The sequence below is a fragment of the Pseudomonas sp. BRM28 genome (genome assembly GCF_002939405.1).
Classification (GTDB): Bacteria; Pseudomonadota; Gammaproteobacteria; order Pseudomonadales; family Pseudomonadaceae; genus Aquipseudomonas; species Aquipseudomonas palmensis.
The window spans coordinates 1,599,263-1,611,278 of record NZ_PEFV01000001.1 but is presented as its reverse complement, the minus strand read 5'-3'; the positions used below and the strand labels follow the sequence as shown (position 1 = coordinate 1,611,278).

Genomic DNA, 12,016 nt, shown 5'->3' with positions numbered 1-12,016 from the left:
AGACAACAGTAGCGAGGCTGAATAAAACCCGCGCTGCATGCGACAATCGCCGCCATTGTCCTGGCCAGGAGGCTGCCATGTCGTACCGTGCGCGTCGCCGTGAACTGAAAATTTCGCAAAACCCGCTGCAACTGATCCTGTGCGTGGCCATCGGCCTGTGGCTGGGCTTCGTTGCCATCATGCTGACCCTGTGGCTGGGCTGGCAGTACCTGCCCGACCTGCGCCAGCCCCTGCACGAGGTGATCGCCCCGCCCGCGCCGGCCCTGGCGCCGCAGCAGTCGCCGGAGCAGAACCGCATGTTCGAGCAGTACAAGCAGATCCTGCACGATCAGGCGGTGCAGCAGGCCGAGGAGCAGGCCCAGGGCAGCCCGCGCAACCTGTCCAACCCCAGATGCCAGTTCTGGCTGCAACAGAACCGTACCGCCCCCACCGAGAAAAGCCGCGCCAATGTCCTTGAGTTCTGCAACTGAGATGAACAAGACCGACCTGCTGGCGCGCATCATCGAGCGCCTGGGCGTCGACCTCGACGTGGCACAACGTGCTGCGCAGACCGCGTATGAGGCGGCCACTGCCGAGGAGAACATCGCCGAGAACAAGTACGACACCCTCGGCCTGGAAGCCTCGTACCTGGCCACCGGGCAGGCCCGGCGCATGGAGGAGATTCGCCAGGCACGGCTGGCGTACCAGCAACTGACCCTGCGCGACTACGACCCCGAGGCCGGCGTGCAACTGAGCAACCTGGTGCTGCTGGCCGACGAACAGGATCGCCAGCAGCGCGTGTTCCTGGGGCCGGAAGCGGCAGGGCTGAAAATCGGCGAAGGGCAGGCGCTGATCACGGTGATCACCCCGCGCTCACCTTTGGGGCAAAGCCTGATGGGCAAGCTCGAGGGCGACGAGGTGGTGCTGGTACTGGGCAATGGGCGCCAGGTCTACGAACTGGTGGAAGTGCTCTGAAGCACTTCGCTGGCTTGCCAGCAAAGAGGCTGCCACGGCTAATGGCTTGCCCTTGCCGCCAGGTTCTGCTCCAGCAACTGGACGAAGGCCCGCGCCGCTGGCGTCGGGGTGGTCGACCAGATCGCGTACAGGTGGCGCACCGGGGCATCGCACACCGGTACTGCGGCTACGCCCTTGAAGCCTGCGGCGATCCTTGCCGGCACCAGCCCCAGGGCCAGGCCACGCTGCACGAACTTCTCGATCAGGCCGATACTGCCCACCTCGAACTGCACCCGATGACGCACCCCTGCGGCGGCAAATGCCTCGTCGGTCTGTCGACGCGCGCCGCTGCCAGCCTGGAAGTCCACCAGAGGCTGGTCTTCCAGTTGCTCCAGCGCCAGACGCCCGATGCCTGCCAGCGGGTGCTGCAGCGGCAGCACCGCCACCAGCTCCTCGGCCGCCAGCAGGCGCGACGCCACCCCCGCCAGCGGCTCCCCCGGCCAGACGCCGATGAACGCCACATCCAGGCGCCGTTCGCGCACATCGGCAATCAGCAGCTCGCTCTTGCCGATCAGCCAGCGAATGTCCACCTGCGGGTACTGCCCGTGAAAACCGGCCAGCAGGTCCACCAGGTCCAGCTCGGTCAGCGAGCTGATCTCGCCGATGGACAAGCGCCCGCGCACTTCGCCACAGGCTGCGGCCACGTCCTCGGCGATGCGCCGGGTGGCCTCCAGCGCCGTGCGTGCGCTGAGCACGAAGGCTTCGCCGGCAGGTGTAAGGCGCACCCGGCGCGAGCTGCGCTCGAACAGCAAGGTGCCCAGTTGCGACTCCAGGCGCGCCACCTGATGACTCAAAGCCGACTGCACCACATGACAACGTTCGGCCGCACGGGTGAAACTACCGGTATCGGCCACCGCCAGCGCGTATTCGATCTGCTTGAGGTTCATCTTTCCATCTGCACAAGAGATTGATGGGATCTAAACGATTCATTGGCGTCATGCTAGCGCATTTTCGATAATGCACTCCCCTTCCCCCCTGACAACGAGACGGTCCATGGCCCCCGCCACAACTCACCTGAGCCGCGCCCTGATTCTGCTGATGGCAACCGCCACCGGCCTGGCCGTGGCCAGCAACTACTATGCGCAGCCCTTGCTGCACAGCATCGCTCAGCATTTCGGCCTGACCACCGCCACCGCCGGCAGCATCGTGATTGCCGCCCAGCTGAGCTACGGCGCCGGCCTGTTGCTGCTCGCGCCGCTGGGTGACCTGTTCGAACAACGCCGCCTGATCGTCAGCATGATCGCCATCGCCACGGTCGGCCTGCTGATCAGCGCCTTCGCCCCCAGCCTGATGTGGCTGCTGATCGGCACCACCCTGACCGGGCTGTTCTCGGTGGTGGCGCAGGTACTGGTGCCGATGGCCGCCGGCCTGAGCGACCCGTCCGAGCGCGGGCGAGTGGTCGGCACGCTGATGAGCGGCCTGCTGCTGGGCATTCTGCTGGCGCGCACCGCTGCCGGGTTCATGGCGACCCTGGGTGACTGGCGCAGCATCTACCTGCTGGCCGCTGCGCTCATGGCCCTGAGCGCCATCGCCCTGGCCAGGGCCCTGCCCGAGCGCCACCAGCACGCCGGGCTCAAGTACCCCGCACTGATCGGTTCGGTGTTCCGCCTGTTCGTGGATGAGCCGGTGCTGCGCCTGCGCTCGTTGCTGGGGCTGCTGTCGTTCTGCCTGTTCGCGCTGTTCTGGACACCCCTGGCGTTTCTGCTGGCAGCCGAGCCTTACCACTACTCCGATGCGGTGATCGGGCTGTTCGGCCTGGCCGGTGCGGCCGGCGCCCTGGCCGCCAACTGGGCCGGGCGCCTGGCCGACCGCGGCAAGGGCTCGCTGGGCACCACCGTGGGGCTGCTGGCCCTGGTGCTGGCCTGGGTACCGCTGGCCTTCGCCCAGGTGTCGCTCGCCGCCCTGCTGATTGGCGTGCTGGTGCTCGACCTGGCGGTACAGCTGGTGCACGTGAGCAACCAGAACGCGGTGATCGCCCTGCGCCCCGAGGCGCGCAACCGACTCAATGCCGGGTACATCACCTGCTACTTCATCGGTGGCGCACTGGGCTCGCTGCTGGGTACGCAGTTGTTCCAGGCCCACGGCTGGAACGGCATCGTGGTGGCGGGGCTGGTGATCGGCGGCGTGGCGCTGGTGGTGTGGCTGTGGGTGGAGCGCCGCTCGGCTCAGGTGAAGGCCGCGTAACGGCGTTCGCCAGCAAGGCTGGCTCCTACCCGCAGGCCCCCTTCAGGTAACATGGCGCCCCGCCTGCCGGCGCGCCTGTTGCTGGCCCTCAAGGAACCTGCGCATGACCCTGCACCACCCTCGCCTGCCCCTGGGGCTGCTGAGCCTCGGCCTGGCCCTGAGCTCGTCCACCACCCTGGCCGACAGCGGCATCACCCTCGCGCCCCTGAACGTGTCCGATGTGCTCGAGGACGGCTACCAGCCGCGCCAGGCCTCGGTAACCGGCTTTGGCGCGGCGCCGCTGCTCGACACCCCCGCCTCGGTGTCGGTGTTCACCGAACAGTTGCTGCAGGACCGCCAGGTGCGCCTGCTCAGCGAGGTGCTGCAAAGCGATGCCTCGGTCGGCGAGAGCTATGCGCCCATCGGCTACTACGAGAACTTCAACGTGCGCGGCTTCGAACTGGACGCCGCCCACAGCTACACCATCAACGGCCAGACCATCGCCGGCGAGCAGAACGTGGCGCTGGAGAACAAGCAGCAGGTCGAGTTGCTCAAGGGGCTGTCGGGCCTGCAAAGCGGAGTAGCCGAACCCGGCGGGCTGATCAACTATGTGACCAAGCGCCCGCAGGACATCCGTTCGCTCACGGTATCGAGCACGGCCTTGGGCGAGCGCTACATCGCCACCGACCTGGGCGGCTGGTTTGGCAGCGAACGCCAGTTCGGCCTGCGCGCAAACCTGGCCCATGAAGATATCCGCTCCTACGTCGACCATGCCGACGGCCAGCGCGACTTCGCTTCGCTGGCCTTCGACTGGCAAGTGAACCCGGATGCGCTGCTGCAACTGGATGTCGAGTACCAACAGCGCGAGCAGCGCTCGGTGCCCGGCTACCAGTTGCTCGGCGGCAACCGCCTGCCCCACGGCATCGACCCCGATGATCGCCTGGCCTATCAGCACTGGGCCAAGCCGGTGCAGATCGACTCGCTGAACCTGGGCGGTCGCTTCGAATACCGCTTCAGCGACACCTGGACCGGCAGCGTGAGCGCTTCGCGCAGCCGCGTGGTGATCGACGACTACAGCGCGTTCGCCTGGGGCTGCTACGGCGCCGCCAGCTGCGCAGGCTCGAAGGTGCCGAACTACTTCAGCCCCGAGGGCGACTACGACATCTACGACTACCGCAGCCCGGACGATACCCGGCGCACCGACGAGGCACAGGTCACTCTCAACGGCTTGTTTGCCCTGGCGGGCCTGGAGCACGAGCTGACGGTCGGCAGCAGCGCGCAAAGGCGCACTGTCGACCAGCGACCGACGTTCAACGAGTGGATCGGCAGCGGCAACATCTACCAGCCTACGCCGGCACTGGAGCCCTTCGACGGCAGCCCGGGCCACCGCGAACGCCGCCTCGACAGCCGCCAGTACGGCCTGTTCGCCAGCGACCGGATCAGCTTCGACGAACACTGGCAGACGGTACTCGGTGCGCGCGTTGTACGCCTGGACGAGCAGGCCTTTGGTGAAGACGGCAACCTGCGCCGGCATACCCGGCAATATGAACTGCTGCCCAACGCCGCGCTGATCTACAAGCCGCGCGCGGACATTTCGCTGTACGCCAGCTACAGCAAGGGGCTGTCGTCGGGCAATGCCGCGCCGTGGTTCGCGCTCAACAGCCAGGACATCCTGGCCCCCACCACGTCACGCCAGCTCGAACTGGGTATCAAGCGTGAATGGCAGCGCATGAGCCTGAGCGCGGCGCTGTTCCAGCTGCGCCAGGGGTATCAGTATGCCCAGCCGGACGGCAGCGGTGACTTCACCTACGTGCAGCAGGGGCAGCAGAAGAACACTGGCCTGGAGCTGGCGGCCAGCGGCTGGGTAACGTCGAACCTGCAGATCAACGCTAGTGCCGCGGCCATTCGTGCACGGGTCGGCGGCAGCGGCACGCGGGCGTACGACGACCATCAGGCGCTGAACGTGCCGAACCTGCGCGCGGCGCTGCAGGCCGACTACAGCCTCCCGGGTGTACCGGGGTTGGCGCTGCTGGGTGGGGCGCGCTACAGCGCGAGCAAGTATGCCAACCAGGCAGGTACGGTGGCGGTGGGTGGCTATGCGGTGTTCGACATTGGCAGCCGCTATCGCACGCGCATCGGCGGGTATGACACGGTGCTGCGCCTGACAGTGGATAACGTGTTCGATCGGCGCTACTGGAGAGACGCGGGGGAATATCTGGGCGACGGCTACCTGTTTCAGGGCGCGCCGCGAACTGCGCGGGTGTCGGCTGCTGTGAGCTTCTGAGAATGCGTTCGCCGGCAAGGCCGGCTCCTGCACAGGCGTTCGCCTTGCCTGCAGAAGCCAGCCTGGCTGGCGAACAGCGCGCCGCCGATCAGAACGGCTCGCTACCCTCGCGGAACTGCACTTCCAGTATCCCGGCGATTTCGCTCAGGTCGGCCGCCGCGGCCGGGGTGGTGATGAAGCCGCTGTAGCAGTCCTCCAGCGTCGACCAGTTCCACAGCACCAGGCCCTGCTTCTGAAGCTCGGCATGGGCCAGCACCATCAGTTGCGACACGCTGTGGTTTTCCAGGAAGTCTTCATCTTCCGGGTCATCCACGCCAAAGGTCACCTGGGCGTCACGTGCTTCTGCCAGTTGCTGGACGCTTTGCACGAACGACTCGGTGTCCTTCCAGTCGACGTAGAACACCGACTCCCAGTCGGCGATGTCCTTGACCATCCACATCAGTTGCTTGGGATCGTCCTCGAACTCTTCGATGTCATCCTCGTCCAACTCCAGCTCGCGAAACGCCTGAAGATGCTCGGCGGCCATTTCGGGCGTGGGGCTGACAAGAGCAATCAATTGCTCGGCGGCAAGAATCTGCTGTTCGGAAAAGCACTCTGCAAGCATCTGAAACTTCCTTTTCAATGGCCCAACAAAAAGCCCCCGGACTCTTTCAAGTTCGGGGGCTCTTCGCGTATCTGAATATGGCGGTGAAGAAGGGATTCGAACCCTTGATACAGTTTCCTGTATACACACTTTCCAGGCGTGCTCCTTCAGCCACTCGGACACTTCACCGGTTCTCGCCAAGCTGTTCAGCCTGTCGAGGCGCGCTAATGTAGTCGAAAGCACTTTGAATGGCAAAGGTTTTTTTCAGAATATTCATGCGCTTAAGCCAGCAGTGGCAAAGCTGCCAATCTCTGGCGTGGTTCGGCTGTGGTCCATGCACGAAGCCCGTGGTGCCGGGGCCGGCGTGCTGCGCCTGACTCATCGGTCAGCCTTGGTGCTTTACCTGACCGCGGCAGCTGGGTAACGTCAGCCCCACTCCACCTAAAGGAACTCTGTCATGAGTGAGCTGGTTACCTACCAACTGGAAGACGGCATCGCGACGCTGACCCTGAACAACGGCAAGGTCAACGCCATTTCACCGGACGTGATCGCAGCCTTCAACGATGCACTGGACCGTGCCGTGCAGGATCGCGCCGTCGTCATCCTCACCGGCCAGCCGGGCATCCTCTCCGGTGGCTACGACCTCAAGGTGATGACCTCTGGGCCACAGGCCTCCATCGCGCTGGTGACCGCCGGCTCGACGCTCTCCCGGCGCCTGCTGTCGCATCCGTTCCCGGTGATCGTCGCCTGCCCCGGCCACGCCGTGGCCAAGGGTGCATTCCTGCTGCTGTCGGCCGACTACCGCATCGGCGTCGAAGGCCCGTTCCGCATCGGCCTGAATGAAGTGCAGATCGGCATGACCATGCACCACGCCGGCATCGAGCTGGCGCGTGATCGCCTGCGTCGCTCGGCCTTCCACCGCTCGGTCATCAATGCCGAGATGTTCGACCCGGCCAGTGCCGTGGATGCCGGCTTCCTCGACAAGGTGGTGCCGGTGGAGCAGTTGCACGCAACCGCCCTGGCAGCGGCGCAGCAACTCAAGACCATCAACATGAACGCGCACAAGAAGACCAAGCTAAAGGTGCGCAAGGCGCTGCTGGACCTGCTGGACGACGCGATCATTCGCGACCAGGAACACCCGGTCTGATAGCGGGTCGCGCCATTCGCCGGCAAGGCCGGCTCCTGCAGGGGACGCAACCGTTGCAGGAGCCGGCCTTGCCGGCGAAGCTTTAAGTTTGCCCCGGGCTGTGCACAACCGTACACTGCGCCGCGTTTTGTCCGGGGTTAACCACAATGCTGTTTCTGATCCGCATGCCCCTCCTGGGCCTGCATTTTGTTCTGGTAGGCATACTGGGTGTGCTCATCGGCCTGTGTCGGCCTTTCAACCCCGACAACAGCCGCGTGTTCGCGCGCCTGTATGGCTGGCCCGCCACCTGGCTGATGCGCCTGCAGGTACAGGCCGAAGTCGGCCCGCTGTTCGACCAGCCCCCGGGCTGCGTGATCGTGGCCAACCACCAATCCAACCATGACCTGTTCGTGCTCGGTCACGTGGTGCCGCCGCGCACGGTGTGCATCGGCAAGAAGAGCCTCAAATGGATCCCCCTGTTCGGCCAGCTGTTCTGGCTGGGCGGCAATGTGCTGGTCGATCGCAGCAACGCCTACCAGGCCCGACGCGCCATGCAGACCACCACCCGCACCCTGCAGGAACAGGACACCTCGATCTGGGTATTCCCCGAGGGCACGCGCAACGCCGGCGATCGGTTGCTAGCCTTCAAGAAGGGCGCGTTCCACATGGCCATCGAAGCCGGCGTGCCCATCGTGCCGGTGTGCGTGAGCCGCTACGCCAGGCGCCTGAACCTCAACGGCTGGCGCAAGCAGAAGGTGATCATCCGCTCGCTGGCGCCGATCTCCACCACCGGCATGACCCACCAGGATGTTCCCGCCCTGGCCGAGCAGTGCCGCGAACAGATGCAGCGCTGCATCGACCTGATGGAAAAAGAACTGCAGGCCAGCCGCGCAGTTGCCGATTTGTCGTAGTCATACCAAGCTAGGGGCATGATAACGGGGGAAAGGCACAACCATGGGTCGAGTCGTAGCGGCAGCGGTCTACAGCGCCGGTAGAAAAGTCACCAACATCAGCCTCGACGAGGGCGCCGAGTGGGCCAGCAAACCGGGGCACTTCGTGTGGATCGGGCTGGAAGAGCCCTCCGCGCAGGAACTGGCCAATCTGCAGCGCCAGTTCAACCTGCATGAACTGGCAATCGAGGATGCGCTGGAAAAGCACAGCCGGCCCAAGCTTGAAACCTTCGGCGATGCCTTGTTCATCGTGACCTATTCGCCGGTACGCCAGGACGGCAGGCTGGAGTTCATCGAAACGCATATCTTTGCCGGCAACGGCTACATCATCACCTGCCGCAACGGCCACTCCAAATCCTATGCCCTGGTACGCCAGCGCTGCGAGGCCCGGCCGCTGCTGCTCGAGCACGGCGAAGACTTCGTGCTGTACGCACTGCTCGACTTCGTCACTGAAAACTACCAGCCGGTGAGCGAGGCGATTCACAGCGAGATCGAAGAGCTGGAAAACAACGTACTCAGCAGTTCGCTGCAGGAAGACGATATCCGCCGCCTGCACGGCCTGCGTCGCGACATCCTGCGCCTGCGCCGCTATGTGGCACCGATGGTCGAGATCAGCGAAGAGCTGCAGCGCCTGGCCTTCCCCTTCATCGACAAGAACATGCGCCCGTATTTTCGCGACGTGCAGATCCACGTGACGCGGCAGATGGAAGACCTGTCGAGCATCCGCGACATCGCCAGCCAGACCATCGAGATCGGCATGCTGCTGGAGTCGTCACGCCAGAGCATCACCCAGCGCAAGTTCGCCGCGTGGGCGGCGATCCTGGCCTTCCCCACCGCCGTGGCGGGTATCTACGGGATGAACTTTCAGAACATGCCGGAGCTGAGCTGGCACTACGGCTACTTCACCGTGCTGGGGGTCATCGCCCTGGGCTGCACGGCACTGTTCGCCAGCTTCAAGCGCTCCGGCTGGCTGTAGGCCTCAGGCCGCGCTGCCCTGTGGCTTGTGCGCGACAAAGCGCATCATCCACTCGGCCACCGTGGTGCCCTGGTGTTGCTGGTCGAGGCTGGCCACGCCCTTGCTGTAGACCTCAGGGCCCAGGTGCTGCTGGCGCAGCTCGAGCAAGGCACGGGAATAGTCGTGGATGAACTCGGGGTGGCCCTGGAAGCACAGCACCTGGTCGCCAATGTGATAGGCGGCATAGGGGCAGAAGTCGCTGGAGGCGATCACCGTGGCGTTTTCGGGCAACTGGGTAACCTGGTCCTGGTGGCTGATCAGCAGGGTCAGTTCCTCCACCTGCGGGCTCATCCACGGCGCCTTGGCCGCCATCACGTAGCGGTGGGTTCCCACCCCCCAGCCCTGGTGCGCGCGCTCGCTGCGCCCGCCCAGCAACAGGGCCAGCAACTGGTGGCCGAAGCATACGCCCAGCAGCTTGTCGCCGCGCTTGTAGCGGTCCAGCAGAAAGGTCTTGAGCCTGGCGATCCACGGGTCGTCGCCAAACGAGTCGGCCTTGCTGCCGGTCACCAGGTAGGCGTCGAACACCTCGTCGTCGTCGGGGTATTCACCGTTCATCACGTTGTACACGCGAAATTCGGCGGCAATCGGCTGATGGGTGAACAGGTGCTCGAACATCCGTCCGTAGCCCTGATACTGATCGACCAGCTCGGGTCGCAGGACATCGGTTTCCAGGATGCAGATGCGTAACGACATAGATTTAGTCCCGAACGACATGAGGCACAAAGTGTCGCTAGAGCCTGCCGCGAATGGCGCTCGGAGGCAAGTGTTCACTCGGACGAACGGTCACACTGTGCAGGCCACGCCCCGGAGCGCACGCACGTGTCTAGCTGAAGGGATGGTCGCCGGATGGCCCTTGGCCTCATAGCCGTAGTGCCTTAGAACCCACCATTTAATACGAAAGCGTTCTAAAACACGGGTGACGTTGACCCTAAGGTTAGTTGTATATCGAAGCAAAGCAGGTCCGATGCGGGGGCAACGCGGACATTTCGACAGCGCTCGCGGGTTATCACGGACCCTGGCCAAGGACGCCACACGGCATTCAGGAATAACAACAAAAAGGCAGACCGCCATGTTCAAGCACTCCAAAGTACGTCAAGCCGGCCTCATCCTCTTCGCCACGACGCTGCTGCTGATCGTGCCCAACCTCACACGACTGTTCGGCTGAAGCCCACCCGTTCTGTAACCAGGCATCATCGCAACGCTGGTGTATCCTGCCGGCCTGAATGGTTGGAGAGCACCCGATGCGTCATTGCCTTGCCCTGATCCTGCTGTTGAGCCTGCCCCTGCACGCCGCACAGCTGACCCTGAACCTGGGCGGCGCCGAGCGCCAGTGGAGCACCGCTCAACTGCTGGCTCACCCGCAGGCGCGGAATATCCGCATCGACGGTGACGTTTCCTACAAGAAGACCATGCACTACCGCGCCGTGCCCATGGTGGCGCTGCTGGAGGGCGTAGCCCCCGGCGATCATCTGCAGGCCGTGGCGCTGGATGGCTTTGCCGCCGAACTGCCCGCTGCCCCGTTGCTCGGCAACGGCCCGGCACGCGCCTGGCTGGCCATCGAGGACCCCGCCCACCCATGGCCAGCCCTGAGCAAGGGCAAAGGCAGCGCCGGGCCCTTCTACCTGGTGTGGACCCAACCGCAGGCAGGCCGGATCAGCCCCGAACAATGGCCCTTCCAGCTTGCCACCATTCGCCGCCTGGCCCCTGTGGCATCGCGCTTCCCGGCACTGCTGCCAGACCCGCAACTGCGTGAGGACGACCCGATCAACCTGGGCTTTGCCGTGTTTCAGAAAAGCTGCCTGGCCTGCCACCGACTCAACGGTGCCGGCGATGCGCAGTTCGGGCCCGACCTGAACCTGCCCTTCAACCCCACCGAGTACTTCCAGCCGACGTTCTTGCGCCGTTACATCCGCAACCCGCAAAGCCTGCGCCAGTGGCCACAGGCGCGCATGCCCGGCTTTGCCGAAACGGTGATCAGCGACGCAGAACTGGACCAGTTGCTGGGGTACCTGGCGCACATGGCCAGCCGCAAGCGGTCCGGTGTGGAAGTACCCTGAAAATGGATGGGGGCGGCATGGCCGCCCCGCGGATACACAGGCTCAGGCGAGCAGTCGCTCCTGCTTGACGCCCCAGCCCTGTATCTGGCCGCCCAAAGGGGAAACTGCCAGCTCGAAGTCATGCTCGAACTCGCCGATGCCGCCATAGGTGGCGAACATCAGTTTGCTCAACTCCAGCTGCCACCCCTCGTCGCTTTCGCGTACCTGGGTGTTGATCGATTCACCACGAAACTTGCCTGCGGCCCTGCGCGCCCGCTCCTCGTCCGGGAACACCGCATAGAACTCGATGGGATGGATCTGGGCAAAATCGAAACCGCCTTCTTTCATGCGGCGTAGAACCGTGCTGCTGATGTCCTCATACGGGCTGCTCATGAATCGTCCTCCTCGTCGCGATGGATAGACTTTCAGTGCATTACGCACTGACCCACCCTGCCAAACGTGGGTGGGCAACTCGAGCGGATGTAGCGGATGCAGCAATGGTTTAAGGGAAAAGGGCCGGCTGGGTAAATAACCCGTGACCCTGGCTGCAGACTAGCGCCAATCATAAGGGTATGCCAGTAGCGCGAGCGCTCAGGGCTGTTCTTTGATTTCCTTGATCTCCACGCCGCTGTCCTGCTTCAGCCATTCGGCAGTGGGCATCGACACGCGGCCCTCGAAATCATTGAGGTCCGCCTTGTCCACGACAGGATAGAGGTGGGCGCGAATCACCCGAGCCGCCTCTTCGATACTGGGCTGCTGCTCGGCGTCAAACGACAGCGAGGTCCTTTCGCCTTTCTGGTCAACAAAGGTAATTACCCACGCTTTCATTGGATTCTCCTCAGTAACGCGACTCAGGGTGAATCAGC

The 12,016-nt window shown here is 64.3% G+C and carries 14 protein-coding genes and 1 tRNA gene; 8 read left to right on the top strand and 7 right to left on the bottom strand.

What is annotated here, in order from left to right; translation table 11 throughout:
- Positions 1–77 precede the first annotated feature (77 nt).
- Both CR917_RS07590 and CR917_RS07585 read left to right on the top strand, forming a co-directional pair.
- Positions 78–470, top strand: a complete 393-nt coding sequence (locus tag CR917_RS07590) for a hypothetical protein (RefSeq protein WP_058541059.1) — start codon at positions 78–80, stop codon at positions 468–470.
- A 1-nt stretch (position 471) separates the two neighbouring features.
- Positions 472–954 carry a GreA/GreB family elongation factor gene (locus CR917_RS07585; protein WP_043862730.1) on the top strand — a complete coding sequence of 161 codons (483 nt, stop codon included), beginning with the start codon at positions 472–474 and terminating at the stop codon, positions 952–954.
- 38 nt (positions 955–992) lie between these two features.
- Here CR917_RS07585 and CR917_RS07580 read toward each other — a convergent pair whose 3' ends face one another.
- Positions 993–1,880: a LysR family transcriptional regulator gene (locus CR917_RS07580; protein ID WP_054915830.1), complete on the bottom strand. Its 888-nt coding sequence runs from the start codon at positions 1,878–1,880 to the stop codon at positions 993–995.
- A 106-nt stretch (positions 1,881–1,986) separates the two neighbouring features.
- Between CR917_RS07580 and CR917_RS07575 the strand changes: the two genes are divergently transcribed.
- Positions 1,987–3,177: an MFS transporter gene (locus CR917_RS07575; RefSeq protein ID WP_043862728.1), complete on the top strand. Its 1,191-nt coding sequence runs from the start codon at positions 1,987–1,989 to the stop codon at positions 3,175–3,177.
- A 103-nt stretch (positions 3,178–3,280) separates the two neighbouring features.
- Positions 3,281–5,440: a TonB-dependent siderophore receptor gene (locus tag CR917_RS07570; protein WP_104572088.1), complete on the top strand. Its 2,160-nt coding sequence runs from the start codon at positions 3,281–3,283 to the stop codon at positions 5,438–5,440.
- Between the two features lie 88 nt (positions 5,441–5,528).
- Here CR917_RS07570 and CR917_RS07565 read toward each other — a convergent pair whose 3' ends face one another.
- The 3 genes from CR917_RS07565 to CR917_RS27020 form a co-directional block, all read right to left on the bottom strand.
- Positions 5,529–6,044 (bottom strand): hypothetical protein, encoded by a 516-nt coding sequence (locus CR917_RS07565; protein ID WP_043862726.1) that lies wholly within the window; start codon positions 6,042–6,044, stop codon positions 5,529–5,531.
- Positions 6,045–6,122: 78 nt separating this feature from the next.
- A tRNA-Ser gene (locus CR917_RS07560) sits at positions 6,123–6,212 on the bottom strand.
- Positions 6,208–6,405: a hypothetical protein gene (locus CR917_RS27020; RefSeq protein ID WP_143516616.1), complete on the bottom strand. Its 198-nt coding sequence runs from the start codon at positions 6,403–6,405 to the stop codon at positions 6,208–6,210. Before CR917_RS27020 ends, CR917_RS07560 begins: the two co-directional genes overlap by 5 nt.
- A 75-nt stretch (positions 6,406–6,480) precedes the next feature.
- On the opposite strand from CR917_RS27020, the gene CR917_RS07555 reads away from it, so the two are divergent.
- From CR917_RS07555 to CR917_RS07545, 3 genes are all read left to right on the top strand, one after another.
- Entirely contained in the window at positions 6,481–7,170 is a 690-nt protein-coding gene (locus CR917_RS07555; protein ID WP_043862725.1) for a crotonase/enoyl-CoA hydratase family protein, read from the top strand.
- Between the two features lie 146 nt (positions 7,171–7,316).
- Positions 7,317–8,060: a 1-acyl-sn-glycerol-3-phosphate acyltransferase gene (locus CR917_RS07550; protein ID WP_043862724.1), complete on the top strand. Its 744-nt coding sequence runs from the start codon at positions 7,317–7,319 to the stop codon at positions 8,058–8,060.
- A 43-nt stretch (positions 8,061–8,103) separates the two neighbouring features.
- A complete protein-coding gene (locus tag CR917_RS07545; protein WP_043862723.1) occupies positions 8,104–9,075 on the top strand; it encodes a magnesium and cobalt transport protein CorA in 972 nt (323 codons plus the stop codon).
- 3 nt (positions 9,076–9,078) lie between these two features.
- Here the strand turns inward: CR917_RS07545 and CR917_RS07540 are convergent, their stop codons facing one another.
- Positions 9,079–9,807: an amidotransferase gene (locus tag CR917_RS07540; protein ID WP_043862722.1), complete on the bottom strand. Its 729-nt coding sequence runs from the start codon at positions 9,805–9,807 to the stop codon at positions 9,079–9,081.
- Between the two features lie 548 nt (positions 9,808–10,355).
- Between CR917_RS07540 and CR917_RS07535 the strand changes: the two genes are divergently transcribed.
- Positions 10,356–11,171, top strand: coding sequence for a cytochrome c (locus tag CR917_RS07535; RefSeq protein WP_104572087.1), 816 nt, complete (start codon positions 10,356–10,358; stop codon positions 11,169–11,171).
- A 42-nt stretch (positions 11,172–11,213) separates the two neighbouring features.
- Here the strand turns inward: CR917_RS07535 and CR917_RS07530 are convergent, their stop codons facing one another.
- Together CR917_RS07530 and CR917_RS07525 are read right to left on the bottom strand one after the other, a co-directional pair.
- Positions 11,214–11,543, bottom strand: coding sequence for a ribonuclease E inhibitor RraB (locus CR917_RS07530; RefSeq protein ID WP_043862720.1), 330 nt, complete (start codon positions 11,541–11,543; stop codon positions 11,214–11,216).
- Positions 11,544–11,741: 198 nt separating this feature from the next.
- The gene (locus CR917_RS07525; RefSeq protein ID WP_043862719.1) at positions 11,742–11,978 is read right to left on the bottom strand and encodes a hypothetical protein; all 237 of its coding nucleotides are present in this window, start codon (positions 11,976–11,978) and stop codon (positions 11,742–11,744) included.
- Positions 11,979–12,016: the final 38 nt, after the last annotated feature.